At 65.0% G+C, this 17598-nt stretch carries 13 protein-coding genes; 2 read left to right on the plus strand and 11 right to left on the minus strand.

The annotated features are described in order from the left end of the window. Position 1 precedes the first annotated feature (1 nt). From HAP41_RS26660 to HAP41_RS50380, 10 genes are all read right to left on the minus strand, one after another. On the minus strand, positions 2-1594 hold the full coding sequence (locus tag HAP41_RS26660) for a hypothetical protein (RefSeq protein ID WP_248577117.1): 1593 nt from the start codon (positions 1592-1594) through the stop codon (positions 2-4). Then, entirely contained in the window at positions 1497-1886 is a 390-nt protein-coding gene (locus HAP41_RS26665) for a hypothetical protein (RefSeq protein WP_248577118.1), read from the minus strand. Before HAP41_RS26665 ends, HAP41_RS26660 begins: the two co-directional genes overlap by 98 nt. Positions 1887-2124: 238 nt before the next feature. Then, positions 2125-3360, minus strand: a complete 1236-nt coding sequence (locus HAP41_RS26670; protein ID WP_166096399.1) for an ABC transporter substrate-binding protein — start codon at positions 3358-3360, stop codon at positions 2125-2127. A 109-nt stretch (positions 3361-3469) separates the two neighbouring features. Then, complete coding sequence (locus tag HAP41_RS26675) at positions 3470-4381, minus strand: DMT family transporter (RefSeq protein ID WP_135213490.1); 912 nt, start codon at positions 4379-4381, stop codon at positions 3470-3472. Between the two features lie 77 nt (positions 4382-4458). Continuing rightward, on the minus strand, positions 4459-5334 hold the full coding sequence (locus tag HAP41_RS26680; protein WP_135213489.1) for a DMT family transporter: 876 nt from the start codon (positions 5332-5334) through the stop codon (positions 4459-4461). Between the two features lie 14 nt (positions 5335-5348). Further along, a complete protein-coding gene (locus tag HAP41_RS26685) occupies positions 5349-6230 on the minus strand; it encodes an NAD(P)-dependent oxidoreductase (protein WP_166096398.1) in 882 nt (293 codons plus the stop codon). Continuing rightward, positions 6230-7361, minus strand: a protein-coding gene (prfB, locus tag HAP41_RS26690) for a peptide chain release factor 2 (protein ID WP_135213487.1) whose coding sequence is annotated in 2 segments (ribosomal slippage) — positions 6230-7291 and positions 7293-7361 — 1131 coding nt in all. Because the reading frame shifts where the segments join, the coding sequence is not laid out codon by codon here. The genes HAP41_RS26685 and prfB overlap by 1 nt, the downstream gene beginning before the upstream one ends. A gap of 104 nt (positions 7362-7465) precedes the next feature. After that, the gene (locus HAP41_RS26695) at positions 7466-9976 is read right to left on the minus strand and encodes a penicillin-binding protein 1A (protein WP_071914354.1); all 2511 of its coding nucleotides are present in this window, start codon (positions 9974-9976) and stop codon (positions 7466-7468) included. 263 nt (positions 9977-10239) lie between these two features. Next, complete coding sequence (locus HAP41_RS26700; RefSeq protein WP_166096397.1) at positions 10240-11535, minus strand: N-acetylmuramoyl-L-alanine amidase; 1296 nt, start codon at positions 11533-11535, stop codon at positions 10240-10242. A gap of 615 nt (positions 11536-12150) precedes the next feature. Beyond that, positions 12151-13032 carry a hypothetical protein gene (locus HAP41_RS50380; RefSeq protein ID WP_321576420.1) on the minus strand — a complete coding sequence of 294 codons (882 nt, stop codon included), beginning with the start codon at positions 13030-13032 and terminating at the stop codon, positions 12151-12153. Between HAP41_RS50380 and HAP41_RS26705 the strand changes: the two genes are divergently transcribed. Next, a complete protein-coding gene (locus tag HAP41_RS26705) occupies positions 12976-15348 on the plus strand; it encodes an Rne/Rng family ribonuclease (protein WP_321576653.1) in 2373 nt (790 codons plus the stop codon). The two genes, HAP41_RS50380 and HAP41_RS26705, sit on opposite strands and share 57 nt — an antisense overlap. Positions 15349-15414: 66 nt before the next feature. Further along, positions 15415-16647, plus strand: a complete 1233-nt coding sequence (locus tag HAP41_RS26710; protein WP_166096395.1) for an NAD(P)/FAD-dependent oxidoreductase — start codon at positions 15415-15417, stop codon at positions 16645-16647. Between the two features lie 61 nt (positions 16648-16708). Here HAP41_RS26710 and HAP41_RS26715 read toward each other — a convergent pair whose 3' ends face one another. After that, positions 16709-17545: a helix-turn-helix transcriptional regulator gene (locus tag HAP41_RS26715; protein ID WP_166096394.1), complete on the minus strand. Its 837-nt coding sequence runs from the start codon at positions 17543-17545 to the stop codon at positions 16709-16711. Positions 17546-17598 lie beyond the last annotated feature (53 nt).

A 17598-nucleotide genomic window follows, 5' to 3' on the forward strand; every position in this document is an offset into this window, starting at 1 on the left:
TTCAACAGCGATCGGGACATCCCCGGATGTAGACACGGCCCCTCTGCGTGTGCCCAGCATCAACACGTTCGCGTTCCTCGAACATGAGACAGGACTCGGTTTCGTCCCAATGAATGCCGATGATGTAGGCACTGATGATCTCGGGGTTGGAGAACGCGGGCCTGAAGCAGACGTAATCCCCCTCGAAGGTCTCGACTCCTGCGCGATCGCGGTAGCCAAGATCATCGGCGACGTCGAACCTAGACGTCACTGGCGGAGGTTCGAGTCCGCCGGCAATCGACGGCGCATCGTGCAATGGAAACTCCTTGTGCGGACTGGTGGCTATCCGCTCAGCCGTGACGTTGCGTATGCGCTCGGACTCATTGAAGACCGCGAGGACCATGCCGCCGACGATGAAGCCGGTTAAGCCAGTGCTTAACGCCACCAGTTGGATCGCATCCTGCGGATGTACATAGAACAGAGCCAGTACTTGCTGGCCGATCATATGCGCGACCAGCCACCCCGCACAGGTCAGCGCGGCGCCGTTCGCGAGAGCCCCGAGGGCCGCCACGCGGTACCAGCTCATCCGCGAACATCCCATGTAGGAACAAATGAGCCCGAGGGAAATCGTACAGATGAAAGGCGTGATGACGCCGTATAGCCGCTCGATGAACTGCCTAAGAACGTCCTGATATCCTCCTCCCTGCATCAGGGCGGACACTAGTGGAATGCCGATCCGGAGCGCAATCGACAGCCCCACGACGACGAGACCGGCGACAACCAACTCGGCGATAGGCGGATATCCAGGTGTGTTGCCTTCCTTGCGTCCGATGAAGCGTTGCGCCACGACGATTGCGCCCAGGACTGCGAAGCCGATCGAAGCGCCGAACGTGACCGCAATCGTCAGCACCTTGTCGACGTCGATCGGAAGTGTTCCCGGCATGAACACCATCATGCCAATGCTCCAGGCCGTGACGAGGAAGATCGTTGTCGCCCATTGATCCAGCCCAAAGGTCGGCCCCGGACTGTAGGCGAAGCCCATCCTCGCTAGCCGCTGCAATCGGCCGCTATGGGTCCTTTCGCAAAACAGGACATAGCGAGACACGAGACCGCAAGTGAGGTTGGTGACCTCAGCAATGTTGCGGTTCAAAGCGTCCTTCAATTCCGGGGTTGGAAGCGGCGACGTGAAAAAGGCAAGACCGGCGTGCATCATCTCTTCGTAACGGGCATCCGCACGAGCCGCCACCGCGTCGCCCAATTGTATGATCATGGCGTAGGCGGATCGGCCATAGCCATTTCCGGTGAAGTCGAGTGCCGCGGCATTCTGCCGGGGTCCGACGAACAGGTTGTAAAGGCCGATGGCTCTTGTGAAGCGGTCGGGAAGAGTACCGTCCCTGCTGAAACTCAACGCTTGCGGACCGATATTCTCCGAAACGATTTTGGTCACCTTGCTTCGAAGGTCGTCGCGCGGGACGAAACCCGTGGTTTGCGCGAGTTCAAATGCGAGTCGGTCGGCTTCACGCGGAATCGCGGCCAATCTGACACAAAATGCGCGCGCGGCCCGGTCGATCCGTGCCACCTGCCGGAATTGCGAAGCGACGACGATGATGAGCACGGCCACGATCGGAGCATATTGAGCCAGTTGCGCCTGCGCCTTTGGATCTACCGCCTTCACCTGGCCGACGATGATCGAACCCGATGCTGCCCTGGACGAGTCCGATCATGACGACCAGCCAGAGCGGTATCATCAGGGCGTAGTAGAATATCACCCCCCAGAAGAACAGCGCGAAGGTCGTACCGGACCGATTGGTGGGCGGAGAGTTGAAGCGAGCCCAGGCAACGACAAAGAGTGCCAAGATCGCAATAATCCATTGGCTCTTCGTAACGATCGCTTCAATGATGTCCATGTTACGCGCTCCCACATAGCAGGCGACGCTTGCATGAATGGCTCTGCCCTCGCCGAGGCAGGGCACAATTCAGATCAGGGACATCGTGGAGACGCAGCGCGCGTCGACACAGGTGCCCGAACAATAGGGAAGACTACGCTGGGCCGACCCGGCTGCAATGTGAAGTAGAACACACCCGGGAGGACATTTCTTTAGCGGAGTTGGACACCGCGACCGCTGTTGGTCACATACAACCGAACTACGGACTCCGCTCGTGGCCGACCTCGCCGGTGATGACGTCGCCGAACAGCTCCCAGGCCTGCCCGTTGAAGCGCATCAACTGCATCTGCTCGATCGGAAAGTAGTCGTCGGCGGAGGTGTTGACCATGATCCCGGGCAGCATCAGGTCGGTGTGGAAATTCTTCAGGCTAGTGGCCTGCTTCATCACGTTCTCACGGGTGAGATTGTCACCGCACTGCTTCAACACCTGCGCCATCGCCTCGGCCTGCACATAGCCGTAGATGTTGTTGGCGTTGGCCTTGTCGCCATCGGGATAATATTTGTCCATGAATTCGCGCCACTTCACCACCGCCGGGTCCTTGTCCCAGGTCGGGTCGGTCGGATCCTTCAGATAGACGGTCGAGATGATGTCTTTGGAATAGTCGAGCCCGGCGGGCTTGAGCACCGAGGCGACCGAGGTCGCGGTATTGGCGAGGAAGAACTTTGGTTTCCAGCCGAGCTCGCCGACCTTCCGGATTGCCTGCGCCGAGCCCTTCGGGGCGGCCCATGAGAAGAAAATGTCGGCACCCGAGTCATGCAGCGCCACGATCTGCGAGTCGATCGAGGGATCGCTGACCTCATAGGACTTGTCGGCGATGATCATGCCGGCCTTGTCGCCGAGCCCGTCCTTCAGGCCCTTGAACTGGTCCTTGCCGGCGTCGTCGTTCTGCCAGAACACGGCGACCTTGCTGTTGGGGAAATGATCGCGAATGTATTTTGCGTAGATCCGCCCCTCGCTCTGGTAGTTCGGCTGGAAACCCATGGTCCACGGGAAATTCTTGGGGTCCCCGAACTTGGTGCCGCCGGAGGCGACGAACAGCTGCGGCACCTTCTTGGCGTTCATGTATTTCATGATCGCGGAGTTCGAGGGCGTGCCGAGCGGCTGGAAGATCAGCAGCACCTCGTCGCTCTCGACCAGCTTGCGCGCCTGCGCGATCGCCTTCGGCGGTGAGTAAGCGTCGTCATAGCTGATGAAGTTGATCTTGCGGCCGTTGATTCCGCCCTGGTCGTTGATCATCCTGAAATAGGCGGCCTCGGTCTTGCCGATCACGCCATAGGACGACGCCGGCCCGCTATAGGGCATGATGTTGCCGATCTTGACTTCGGTATCGGTGGCGCCGGGATCGTATTTCTTCTGCGCCAAGGCCGGTGCCGTGACGAGCACGCCGGCAGCAAGAATGGCGAGGGCAGCAAGGCTTTCGCGACGACCCGGCATCGTTCTCTCCCCTATGTTTTGTAGTCTTGTTTTGCGGAGAGTGTCGCAAGGCCGTTCGCCGCTGGCAAGCGCCGCGATTTTCCGCGCCGTGAAACGACGGACCCGGAACCTACGCGATGCGCCGCAGCAGTGTCAGCGCGCGCCCGTCGATCACGAGCAGTGCGCTGCCGATGACGATGGCGCCCGCGATCTCGCGCGCGGAGATCGGCTCACCGAGCACCAGCCATCCCAGAAGGATGGCGGTGACGGGAATGAGCAGCGTCACGAGCATCACATTGGTCGCGCCCGAGCGCCGCAGGATCTGAAAGAAGACGATATAGGCGAGCGCCGTCGAGAGGGCGGCTAGGCCAAGCACCGCGAGCCAGGTCGTCAGGCCCGGCATCGAAAGGTACCACGGCTGCTCCACTGCGCCGGCGACGACCGCCATCATCACCGTCGACGCCATCAGTTGAAACGTGGCCGTTCCCAGCGGAGGCGTGTCCTTCAGCAGCCGCCGCGCGGCCAGCGCCGCAAAGCCATAGCTGAACGCGCCGCCCAGGCAGAGCAGGATGCCGAACCCCTGCCCCGGCCTGGTCTCGATGCCCCATCCCCGCAGGATGATCACGCCGGCGAGGCCGAGCGCCACGCCGGCCACCCGACGGATCTGCAGGGCCTCTTCGCCGGCCGCCGCCATCACCATCACCGTGAAGAGCGGCGTGGTCGCGTTCAGGATCGAGGCCAGTCCGCTCGGAATGAAGGTCTGGCCGAGCACGATCAGCGAGAACGGGATGACGTTGTTGAGCAGCCCGATGGCGACGAACGGCTTCCAGCCCGTCACTCCCTTGGGAAGCCCGATGCCCTGCATCCGGAGCAATGGCAGGAGAATGGCCGCGCCTAGTGCGACGCGCAGGAACACGAGCGTCAGCGGCGGCAATTCCCGCAGCGCCGCGCCATTGAAGAAGAACGATCCGCCCCAGAGAACCGAGAGCACCGCGAGCAGCGACCAGTCTCGCGCGTCGATCCTGTTGTCGTTCAGGGACATGTGTTTCACCTCGACGGCCGAGCCTGCCGCCTAGGACGGCGCGAGACAGTCCGCCACCCGATTTCCGACAAATTTGCTCAGGAGGGGCGCCGCGAGCGAGCTTCACCGGCAATATCGGCGATCACCGCTCCAATCACCAGCGCGCCGCCAATGAGCGCGTGAACGGCGGGCAGTTCGCGAAAAGCGACCCAGATCCAGAACGGCATCAGCGGCGTTTCCAGCGTCGCGATCAGCGAGGCCTGCCCTGATGGCAGCAAGCGCGAGCCGAGCATGTAGAAGGTCAGGCCGAGCGCAACCTGAAGGCAGCCGAACATCGCGAGGATGGCAAGGCCGTTGCCGCCGACATGAGCGATGTCGTGGGCGAAGGGAAGGCTGACCAGGCTCCCCAAGAAGTTCGACAGCGCCGCTGCCGCCACCATCGACGTCTCGCGATGGCGCCGGACCACGACCGTCATGGCGGAGATGGCGAGCACCATCAGGCAGCTTAACGCCACGCCGCCGAGATCGGCGCCGGCCTGAACGCCGCCGACCGTGATCACCACGCCGGCAAAGGCAATCAGGCTCGCGGTCAGCGTACGCCACGTCGCGGCTTCGCCGAGCCACAGCCACGCCAGCGCAGCCGCAACGAAGGGCTGGGTGGCGATCAGCACCGCCACATTCATGACCTTGGTCATCTGAAGCGCGGGAATGAACGAGACCATGCCGACCGCGGACAAGGACGCGACGAGCAGGCCGCCCTTCCCCGGCACGACCAATTGCCACAGCGCAGCGCGGCCCTGCATCACGACAAGAAACACGCTGATCAGGCTGCCCGCGAACAGGCCGCGCCAGAACAGGATGGTCCAGGGATCGAACGGCAAGAGGCGCGTGAAGAACGGCGCCGTGCTCCAGGCAACTGCGGCAGCGATGACGAGGGCAATGCCGAGACCGCGATCCGAACGAGGCTGCCCCATGTTGATGCGCCCAGCTAGGTCGGCTTCTTCGGCCGCGACACCAGCTCGATCATCTTGCCTTCATCGTCGTCGGGCATTGCGGCCTTGGCCTGCGCGTAGGACTCGACCGCGGCGCGCGAGACCAGCGGCTTGTCGGCGAGCAGGCTTTCGGCGAGCTTTACCGCATAGGCGGCATCCTTGTGCCGCAGCGCCGCCGTAAAGGTCGCGCCGCTGAAATCGCGGGCGACCATGCGCTTGGAATGACGCTGCACCTGCGGGCTGGCGGCGACGCCGGCCTGGATCGATTCCAGCACCAGGTTCATGTCGAGCCCGGCCTGTTCGGCGATGGCGAGGCCTTCGGCAAGGCCCGCGATCTGGATCGCACCCAGGAGATTGTTGATGAGCTTGTAGACCGTGCCGGAGCCGACCGCGCCGAAATGGCGGATGGTCGAGCCGATCGGTTCGAGGAACGGCCGCGCACGTTCGAGATCAGCTGCGTCGGCGCCGGCGAGCAGCGTCAGCTTTCCGGCCGCGGCCGCATCCGGCAATCCCGTCACGGGGCAGTCGATGTAGATCAGCCCGCGCGCGTTCAGTTCGCGGCCCATCTCGCGGGCGTGGTCATAGGAGACGGTGGAGCACTCGATCGCAATGGTGCCGGCCTTTGCCGTCTTGGCCGCGCCCTCAGGCCCGAGCCAGACCGCGCGCGAGGCGTCGTCATCGGCGACCATGGTCACGACCGCATCGGCATCGATCGCGGCATCCTCAGGCGACGTCGCCCAATGCGCACCGCGCGCGATCAGGTCGTCCGCTTTTGCCTTGCTGCGATTCCACAGCGTCACCGTGAATCCGGCATCGAGATAGCGGCCGGCCATGCCGTGGCCCATCCGCCCCAACCCGATGAAGGCGACGCGGGACATCAGTCGACGTCCTCGATGTCGGCGCCGGTGGTGCCGAAGGCGCGCTGCGCCAGGGTTGCGGCCATGAAGTCGTCGAGCTCGCCGTTCAGCACGCCCGATGTGTCGGACGTCTGCACGCCGGTGCGCAGGTCCTTCACCATCTGGTAGGGCTGCAGCACGTAGGAGCGGATCTGGTGGCCCCAGCCGATATCGGTCTTGGCGGCCTGGTCGGCGGCGGCCTTCTCCTCGCGCTTCTTCAGCTCGATCTCGTAAAGCCGCGCGCGCAGCATGTCCCAGGCCTGCGCCCGGTTCTTGTGCTGGGAGCGGCCGGCCTGGCAGACCACGGCAACGCCGGTCGGAATATGCGTCAGGCGCACCGCGGATTCGGTCTTGTTGACGTGCTGGCCGCCGGCGCCGCCCGAGCGCATGGTGTCGACGCGGACGTCGGCTTCCTTGATGTCGATCTTGATGCTGTCGTCGATGACGGGGAACACCTGCACGCTCGAAAACGAGGTGTGCCGCCGCGCGTTGGAATCGAACGGCGAGATGCGCACCAACCGGTGCACGCCCGCCTCCGTCTTCAGCCAACCATAGGCGTTGTGGCCCGAGACCTGGATCGTCGCGGACTTGATGCCGGCCTCTTCGCCCTCGGACTCTTCGAGGAATTCGACCTTGAAGCCGTGCGTCTCGGCCCAGCGCGTGTACATGCGCAGCAGCATCTGCGCCCAGTCCTGGCTCTCCGTGCCGCCGGCGCCGGCATGGACTTCGAGATAGGAATCGAAACGATCGGCCTCGCCTGACAGCAGCGCCTCGAGCTCGCGCCGTGCGACTTCCTTCTTGAGGTTCTTCAGCGCGGCTTCGGCCTCAGCAACGACACCCGCATCGCCCTCGGCCTCGCCGAGCTCGATCATGCCGATGTCGTCTTCGAGCTCCTGCTCGACCTTGCCGATGCCCGAGAGCGAATCCTCAAGCGAGGTGCGCTCCTGCATCAGCTTCTGGGCTTTCTGGGGATCGTTCCAGAGGTTGGGATCTTCTGCGAGCTTGTTCAGCTCAGCGAGGCGCGCCGTCGATTTCTCGACGTCAAAGATGCCTCCTCAGCAGCCCGACTGACTGCTTGATCTCTTCTACCAACCGTTCGATTTCGGCGCGCATGTTGTTCTCTGATCTCGCGGAATCCCGCGTGCAATTCAGATCGGGATGTAGCGGCGGCGGCTGCAAAGCGCAACCGCCGGAACCGCGATCGTCCGTCTTATCCGCTAGTACAGCCCGCCGGTGCCCGGCCGCATGAAGAAGCCGGAATCCGGCTGCTGCTGCTGCGACGCCGGCACGCCGCCGCGCCCGTCGGCATCAGCAACGCCGATCACCGAATAGTTGTCCGGCGGCGCCGTGCCCGGCTTGAAGGCTTCCAAAATGGTTCCGCCGGTCTCGCCGGGACCGGCGCGCATGCCGGTCTTGGAGACGACGCGCACGAGCTTGATGCCGGCCGGCACCTTGAACGGAACGGCGGGCTTGTCGGCGAGCGCAAGCTTGAGGAAGTCGCGCGCGATGGGTGCGGCCAGATGGCCGCCGGTCGCGGCGTTGCCCCTACCGAGCGCGCGCGGCTTGTCGTAGCCCATATAGATCGCGACGGCGACGTCGGGCGAGAAGCCGACGAACCAGGCGTCCTTGGCCTCGTTGGTGGTGCCGGTCTTGCCGGCGATCGGCTTGCCGACCTCCTTGACCACGGTTGCGGTACCGGCCTGGACCACGCCTTCCATCAGCTCGGTGATCTGATAGGCGGTCATGGAATCCAGCACCTGCTCGCGGCGGTCGATCAGCTGCGGCTCGACCTGATTCTTCCAGCCGCCCGGCGCGTCGCAGCCGCGGCATTCACGCTGGTCGTGCTTGAAGATGGTGCGGCCGTAACGGTCCTGGATGCGGTCGATCAAGGTCGGCTTCACCCGGCGACCGCCATTGGCGAGCATCGAATAGGCCGTGACCATGCGCATCGCCGTGGTCTCGCCGGCGCCGAGCGCGTAGGACAGATAGTTCGGCAGTTCGTCATAGACGCCGAAGCGGCGCGCATATTCGCCGATCAGGGGCATGCCGATGTCCTGCGCGAGGCGCACCGTCACGGTGTTCAGCGACTGCCGCAGCGCGTTGCGCAGCGTGACGGGTCCCTGGAATTTGCCGGACGAGAAGTTTTCGGGCCGCCACACGCCGGCGCCCTGGCCCTGGTCGATTTCGATGGGCGCGTCGAGCACCACGGTCGAGGGCGTATAACCGTTGTCGAGCGCGGCCGAATAGACGATCGGCTTGAACGACGAGCCCGGCTGCCGGTAGGCCTGCGTGGCGCGGTTGAACTGGCTCTGGTCGAACGAGAAGCCGCCGACCATCGCGAGCACGCGGCCGGTCCAGGGATCCATCGCCACCATCGCACCGGACACTTCGGGGATCTGGCGCAGGCGGTACTGGCCTTCGACCGGCTGTCCCTCCTTGGTGTAGAGCGGATCGGCATAGATTACGTCGCCGGGCTGCAACACCTGCGCCACCGACGTCGGGGTCTTGCCCTTGGCATTGCCCTGGGCCGCCCTCGCCCAGCGCACGCCGTCGACCGTGACGATGCCGGTCTCGCGCTGCTTGCTGATGGCGCCGCCGAGCTCGCGGTTCGGCTGGAAGCCGATGCGCGCCGACTGGTCGCTGGTCTCCAGCACCACCGCCATGCGCCATGGCGAGATGTCGGAAAGCGACTTGATCTCGGCGAGCTTCACGCCCCAATCGCCCGAAATATCGAGCTTGCTCATCGCACCGCGATAGCCCTGCTGCTCATCATAGTTCACGAGGCCGGCGACCATGGCCTTGCGCGCCATGACCTGGATCTTCGGATCGAGCGTGGTGCGGACGGACAGACCGCCTTCGTAGAGCTTCTTCTCGCCGTAGCGCTCGAAGATGTCGCGGCGGACTTCCTCGGCGAAATATTCGCCGGCGAAGGTGTGGGCACCGTTGGAACGGTTGGTGACGGCCAGCGGCTCCTTGCGCGCCTTGTCGGCGTCGGCCTGCTTGATCCAGCCGTTCTCCAGCAGACGGTCGATGACGTAGTTGCGGCGCTCGATGGCGCGGTCGCGGTTGCGCACCGGATGCAGCGTCGCGGGCATCTTCGGCAACGCGGCCAGATAGGACGCTTCAGCGACCGTCAGCTCGTTCACCGACTTGTCGAAATACACCAGCGAAGCGGCCGCGATGCCGTAGGCGCCGAGGCCGAGATAGATCTCGTTCAGGTACAGCTCGAGGATCTTGTCCTTCGAGTAGGTCTTCTCGATGCGCATCGCCAGCAAGGCTTCCTTGATCTTGCGGGCGAAGGAGACCTCGTTGGTCAGAAGGAAGTTCTTGGCGACCTGCTGGGTGATCGTGGAGGCGCCCTGCGGACGCCGGTTCGAGCCGTAGTTCTGGATGAAGAGCACGCCGGCGCGCGCCATGCCGGTGTAGTCGATGCCGCCATGCTCGTAGAAATTCTTGTCCTCGGCCGCGAGGAAGGCGTTGATCACGAGCTTCGGCACCGCCTGGATCGGCAGGTACAGCCGGCGCTCCTTGGCGTATTCGCCGAGCAGCGAGCCGTCGACCGCGTGCACGCGGGTCATCACCGGCGGCTCGTAATCCTGAAGCTGAGAGTAGTCCGGCAAGTCCTTGGAGAAATGCCAGATCAGGCCTGCCACGGCCCCGACACCGACAAGGAACACCACCGTTCCCGCGGCGAACAGGAAGCCCATGAACCGCACCAGCAAGCGCATTATATGTTTATCCGTTCAAACTCTGGATCAGCTCAAGGCACCCAAAACAGGCGCCAACTCCACGTCGCGAATTTACCGGCCTACTCAATTACATCAGTGCCGGACCCAAGACGCTTGCCGAACGGGATTCTCGCCGATTCCGGAACCCCCTGCGGCATTTTTATAAAGCGCCCGCTGTGGCCAAACTAGGGCTTTTGCAACGGGACGGAAAATCCCTCTCAATTCGACGCCTCCCGGTCGTCAATTCGACGATCCCCCGGTCGTCAATTTGACGATCCGGCCGTGGCCATCCGCTTGGTCAGAAACCCGTCGATCGCCTGCGCCATCGAGCCCACGGCCTTGGACCGCCAGCCCTCGGAGACCAGATGCTCGAGGTCGCCCTTGTTGGAGACATAGCCGATCTCGACCAGCACCGACGGCACGTCCGGCGCCTTGAGGACCCGGAAGCCGGCCGACTTCAGGGGATGCTTGTGCATCCGCACCGACGACTTCATTTCGCCCATCAACAGGCGGGCAAAACGGCTTGAAAAGGTACGAGTTTCCCGCTGGGTGAGGTCGATCAGGATGTCCGCGACGTCGGTCGGCTCCTCCGCGAGATTGAAACCGGCGATCGCGTCCGCCCGGTTTTCCGCGTCCGCCAGTCGCTGCGCCTCGGCGTCGGAGGCCTTGTCGGACAGCGTATAGATAGTCGCGCCCTGCGCATCGCCCTCGGCCTTCGGCAGCGCGTCGGCGTGGATCGAGACGAACAAGGCGGCCTTGAGCCCGCGAGCGACTTTGACCCGGTCGTTGAGCGGAATGAAGGTATCGTCGTCCCGTGTCATCACCACGCGGAATTTGCCGGCCTTGTCCAGCCGGTCGCGCAGCGCCAGGCCGAAGGCCAGCACCAGGTTCTTCTCGCTCTCGCCGCCCGACTGCGTGCCGTTGTCGATGCCGCCATGGCCGGGATCGATCACGACGATCGGGCGTCCGTCGACCTTTTGCTGCCCGGCTTCCGGAGTTGCGGCGGCCGGAACCGTTGCCGGCGGCGCGTCGGCGATTGCCGGCCGCAGTTCGGGGCGTTTCTCGGGGACGAGCGACTGCACGAAGGCGGTCCGGTCGACCTCCTCCAGCTCAAGCACGAGCCGGGCCGGCTGGCCATTGGCGGCCTCCAGCACGTAGGACTTGGCGATCTTGGCCGGGCCTGTCAGGTCGAACACGATTCGCGAGCCGCCGGGCATGACCAGCCCGTAGCGGAAGGCCTTGACCAGTCCCCGCCCCTCGACCCCGGTGCCCGCAGGCAGTTGAAAATTGACTTGAGGCACATCGACCGCCACCCGATACGGGTCGGCGAGCGTCACGGCGCGGAAGGTGACGGCCTGATCGATGTCGAGGATGAAGCGGGTCTGCTTGCCATCGCCGGCCAGCCGGGCGGCGGAGGCGGTGGGAAAATTCGCTACCGCAACAGAGGGCTGCGGCTGGCTTTCCGCCGCGCTCAGGCGCCAGGAATCAGCGCATACCAATGCTGCGGCGCACAGAAGCGCGCATCCCAGCAAAACCCTTTGATTTGTGCGGCTCGTCACCGATTCAGTGCCTCCGAGCGGCCCTTCTAACGCAATAGAACCACAGGGTTAATCGTCGCTTAATGACAGATATACGAAACTCCCCGACTGTGACCGCCGTGCGACGCTCCCTTGCACGGTTGGTCCATTCCACGTATGTACGGAGTGCTGACGGCCGATATTTCCGGTTGTGTCGCGTTCAGCCTCCCGGTGCAGCGCCGGAACTCTCAAGGTTTGGGAATTCCAGCGTTTTTCCGTTCCCCTCAAAGACCAGCGCGGTGCGCGGCAGCGAGGTGGAGCGGGTCAAGCCCCGGTGGCGGACGGTCCCTGGTTACCACCGCGTTTCCGGGACGGTTTTGACAGCGACGTGACTCGTTACCCGGTCCCTTAATCCCAAGGGAGCGGTTCGTAATCCCCAAGGCGAGCGCGCTCGCGCCATGCCTGGCCAGCAGCAACTGATTGAGGGGCGGCCCCGCCGCCCAATGTTTCATACGGGCCGACGCTTGATGCGCCAGACTGTGCCGACGAATTCTGAAGGACCGTTCGCGACGCTGCGGAGTGACAATCCCGCGCGCCGCTTCGGCCCTCCAGCTTCCGTTTCGGCAAGGCGCGAGAGACGGCGTTTCGGCCTTCCCCTCACCCCCGAATCAGGTGGACCGTCGCGGCACCCGGCAGCGCTAATCGCGCCCACGGTGAATCGCGCCCGCCGCCGCCAAGAGTTAAGACATGCCCAACAAGATGTTGATCGATGCTACCCACCCGGAGGAGACCCGGGTCGTCGTGGTCCGCGGCAATCGCGTCGAAGAGTTTGATTTCGAGACCGCACAACGCAAGCAACTGCGCGGGAATATCTACCTCGCCAAGGTCACGAGGGTCGAACCCTCGCTCCAGGCCGCCTTCGTCGAATATGGCGGCAACCGCCACGGCTTCCTCGCCTTCAGCGAAATCCATCCCGACTACTACCAGATCCCGGTCGCCGACCGGCAGGCACTGATCGAGGCCGAGGAACAGGCCCATCGCGAAGCCGAGGAAGAGAGCGAGAACCGCTCCCACGGCCGCCGCCGTTCGCGCCACCGCAATTCCCGCCGCCGCAGTCAAGGCGAACGCGTCCGCAGCGACGTCGTCGAGGGCCTCGAGGCCGGCGCCGACCCCGCGGCCCAGCCGGTCGAGGGCGAAGCCCTGCACACCGAGGGCGCGCCGCACGAGGGCGAGCATCTGCACGCCGATGCGGAACATCATGGCGAGCACGACGGCCACGAGCATCAAGACCACGAACATGGCGATCATGATCACCACGATCATGACCACGAAGGACATGGTCACGACCATCATCATGCCAATGATGACGATCACCATCACGCCCACGGTCATGACGACCATGGTCATGACGAGCACGATCATCACGACCATGACCATGCCGACGAGGCGCCCGCGCCTGTCGCTGCCTTCGGCGCCGAGCCCGTGGTCGCGACCGAGACCGCTGCCGAACCGCAGGAGGCTGTCGCCTCCGAGGCCCATGCCGAGGCTCTCGCCGAAGCCGTGACCGCCTCCACCGAACCGGCCGACGCCGTCTACGCTGCTGGCGAAAGCACTGATGCTCGTCATCAGGAGTCCGATGAGGAAGACGACGAGGACGAGGACGGCGAGGAAGCCGAAGAGGAACACGTCGAATCCGTCGGCGGCGACGACGTGATGGAGGAAGTGCCGGAGCGCACCTTCCGCCCGCGCCGCCAGTACAAGATCCAGGAAGTCATCAAGCGCCGCCAGGTGATGCTGGTTCAGGTCGTCAAGGAAGAGCGCGGCAACAAGGGCGCGGCGCTGACGACCTACCTCTCGCTCGCCGGCCGCTATGCCGTGTTGATGCCGAACACCGCGCGCGGCGGCGGCATCAGCCGCAAGATCACCAGCGCCCAGGATCGTTCCCGCCTGAAGGAAGTTGTGCAGGATCTCGACGTGCCCGAGGGCATGGGCATCATCCTGCGCACCGCCGGCGCCGCACGTACCAAGCCCGAGATCAAGCGCGACTTCGAATACCTGATCCGGATGTGGGAGACGGTGCGCGACCTGACGCTGAAGTCGCAGGCCCCGACCCTGGTCTACGAGGAAGGCTCGCTGATCAAGCGCTCGCTACGCGACCTCTACAACAAGGAGATGGACGAGATTTCGGTTGCCGGTGAGTCCGGCTACCGCGAAGCGCGCGATTTCATGAAGATGCTGATGCCCGCCAATGTCAGCGCGGTGAAGCAGTATCGCGACGGCCAGCCGCTGTTCTCGCGCATGGGCGTCGAGAGCCAGCTGGACGCGATGTTCTCTCCGACCGTGCAGTTGCGCTCCGGCGGCTACATCGTGATCAACCAGACCGAGGCGCTGGTCTCGATCGACGTCAACTCCGGACGATCGACCCGCGAGCACCATATCGAGGACACTGCACTCAAGACCAATCTGGAAGCGGCCGAAGAGGTTGCGCGCCAGCTCCGTCTGCGCGACCTCGCCGGCCTGATCGTCATCGACTTCATCGACATGGACGAGAAGCGCAACAACCGTGCGGTCGAGCGCAAGCTGTCCGATTGCCTGCGGCAGGACCGCGCCCGCATCCAGGTCGGCCGCATCTCGCATTTCGGCCTGCTCGAGATGTCGCGCCAGCGCATCCGCGCCAGCGTGCTGGAATCCTCGACCGATCCCTGCCCGCATTGCGGCGGCACCGGCCATGTCCGCTCGGTCTCCTCGGTTGCGCTCCAGCTGCTGCGCGGCCTCGAAGAGATCCTGATGAAGGGCGCGACCCACAATCTCGTGGTCCGCACCCGCACCGACGTCGCGCTCTATGTGCTGAACCACAAGCGCGGCCATCTGCGCGACCTCGAGAACGGCTTCAAGGTCACGCTGGCCGTCATCGCCGACCCCAGCGTCAGCGGACCGCAGGCCTATCTCATCGACCGCGGCGAGCAGGTGCATACGCTGGAAGCAGCGAAGGCGCTGCTGGCGGCACAGGCCGCCGCAAGCCCGCCGCCCATAGTCGAAGAAGTCTATGACGACGAGGAATTCGATCCGGAGCTGGAATCCGAGGTCGAGACCGAAGAAACCGAAGGCCTCGCCGAGGAGCAGGCTGGCGGCGAAGCGGCTTCCGACCAGGATGGCCAGCGCCGCAAGCGCCGCCGGCGTCGGCGCGGCCGCGGTGCCCCGCGCGACGGCGAGTTGCGCGAGGATGGCGCTCCGGCGTCTTCCGAAGCGGCCGTGGCGGCCAGCGAAGGTGAAGAGGACACCGAGTCCGAACAGGACGGCGAGGAAGGTGAGGACCAGGCGGCCCGCAGCGAGCAGCAGGGCAACGGCGATCGCCGTCGCCGGCGTGGTCGTCGCGGTGGACGCCGCCGTCGCGGTGGCAACGAGGAAGGTCTCGCCGGCTCCATCGGCGACGAGCTCGCAGCCAATGCGCCGTCGGAAGCGACCGATGCCGTCGCCGATTTCGACAGCTTTGGCGGCGAGGCTGCGCCCTCGATCGCGCAGGCCGAACACACCACCGCCGAGCCTGAGGTCAGCCAGCCCGAGCCGCGCGCCGAGGTGCAGATTGAGGCGCCGGCCCAGCCTGAGCCCGCTCCTGCCGCCGCGGACGAAGAGCCGGCCGACGACAAGGCTGCCCGTCGCCGCTCCACGGTCCGGGAAAAGGTGAGCTTCCTGTCGAGCAGCGCGAGCGAGCCGGCAACACCGGTTGCGGCAGCGCCGGAGCCGGTTGCCCCGTCCGCACCAGCCGCTGAACCCACGCCGGAGGCGGCAACCGAAACCCCGGCCGCCCCGCGTCGCGCCGGCTGGTGGTCTCGCCGGTTCGGCGGCGGCGAGTAGAGCGAACAAAGCAGTTGAAACCGCCCGGCCAAGCCGGGCGGTTTTGATTTAGCGAGGTCAGTTTCGATGCAAAGCGCAATTGTTCTCGGCGGCGGCATGATCGGCGTGAGCGCGGCGCTGCACCTCCGGCAGCGCGGCTGGTCGGTCACGCTCGTCGACCGCAGGGAACCTGGCCGCGAGACCAGCTACGGCAATGCCGGGATGATCCAGGCCGAAGCCGTGCGCCCCTATCCGATGCCGCGCGACCTCGCTTCGCTCCTGAAGATCGCGACCGGCCGCACCAATGACGTGCGCTACAGCCTGTCGTCGCTTCATCTCCATATCGAGCCCCTGCTCCGCTACTGGTGGCATTCGGCGCCGAAGCGGCATCGCGAGGCGATCGACGCCTGGGCGCGGCTGATCGCCTACGCGACGGCGGAGCACGACATTCTCATTCGCGAAGCCCATGCCGACAATCTGATCCGCCGCGCGGGCTACCGGCATCTGCATCGCGACGCAGCCTCCTTCGATCTCGCCGTCAAGGCGGCGGAAGAAGACCAGCGCGAATTCGGCGTGAGGTTTCGCGCGCTCTCGGGGGCCGAGCTCGCCAAGGCCGAACCGATTCTGCGCGACGACCTGCCCGGCGCGATCCATTGGCTCGACACCTGGACCGTGTCCGATCCCGGCGCACTGGTCACGGCCTATGCCGAGCTGTTCGAGCGCCTCGGCGGCACCATCGTGCTCGGTGATGCCCAGACCTTGCGGCAGACCGCGACCGGCTGGTCGGTCGACACGGACCAGGGAGCCATCGACGCCGCGGCCGCCGTCGTGACGCTCGGGCCCTGGTCGCCCAATCTCCTGCACAAATTCGGCTACCGTATTCCGCTGGTGCGCAAGCGCGGCTACCACATGCATTACAGCGGCGGCGCATCACTCGATCTGCCGCTGGTCGACAAGGCCGGCGGCTATGCCATGGGTCCGATGGCCAAGGGCATCCGCATCACCACAGGCGCGGAATTGACCGGCATGGACGCGCTCGCCACGCCCGTGCAGCTCGCCAGTGCCGAAGCTTCCGCGCGAGAGCTGATCGACCTCGGCAAGCGGGTCGAGCCCGACCCGTGGTTCGGCACCCGCCCCTGCACGCCCGACATGCTGCCGGTGCTCGGGCAAGCTCCGCGTCATCCCGGCCTCTGGATGAATTTCGGCCACGGCCACCAGGGCTTTACGCTTGGACCTGCGACCGGCCGCCTGCTCGCCGAGATGATGAGCGGCGAGACGCCGGCGATCGATCCGACGCCATACCGGCCTGAGCGATTCTAGCTGTCGGCGTCCGCGGCGCGCACCGCGAGCGCGACTGAGATGCGCGAGCCGGCAAATTCCGTCAGTCGGCGCGCTCGGCCAGCAGCTTCCTGATGCGGTCGGCATCTTCGGGCGTCGCCGGATTGTAGACGATCATGCTGAGATCGGAGCGGCCCTCGACATTGAAGCTCGAATATTCGAACGACATCGTGCCGTGAACGGGATGCCGCAGCCGCTTGGTGCCGTCGCCATGATGGCGCACGTCATTGTCGCGCCAGAGCGCCGCGAATTCCGGACTTGTCCGGCAGAGCTCGTCGACGAAATCGGCGACATGCGAGACGGCACCTGCTCGCGCCGCATCTGCCCTGAATGCGGCCACCACGAAGCGTGCCACACTGTCCCAGTCATATTGCGCGGCGCGCACGCGCGGATCGCAGAAGATGAAGCGCAGGATGTTGCGCTGTCCCGGCGGGATCGCGCCGTAGTCGGTCAGCACGACGCTTGCGGCGCGATTCCAGGCGACGACGTCCCAGGTCGCGGTGCGTACCAGCGCCGGGCTGAATGAGAGCGCATCGAGCACGCGTTGCAGCCGCGGCGAGACGCCTTCGCTCGCCTGGTAGTGCACCTCGGGCGGGCGGCCGAGGCCGATCAGGAACAGGTGCTCGCGCTCGACATCGGTCAGCATCAACGCGCGCGCGATCCGGTCGAGCGCGTCGGCCGATGGCGCCCCGCCGCGGCCCTGCTCCAGCCAGGTGTACCAGGTCGAGCTGATATTGGCGCGCTGGGCCACTTCCTCCCGGCGCAGGCCCGGCGTGCGCCTGCGGCTGCCGGAGAAGCCGAACGCGGCTGCATCGAGCCGGGTGCGACGGTCCTTCAGATAGGCCCCAAGCAGGTTCTCGGCGGCAGTGCTCTCGCTCATCCTGTTAGCGATTATACCCTGATAACGCTACTACTTTACCCGGATAACTCTAA

Origin of the sequence: Bradyrhizobium barranii subsp. apii (genome assembly GCF_011516635.5) — a bacterium.
Lineage (GTDB): Bacteria > Pseudomonadota > Alphaproteobacteria > Rhizobiales > Xanthobacteraceae > Bradyrhizobium > Bradyrhizobium barranii.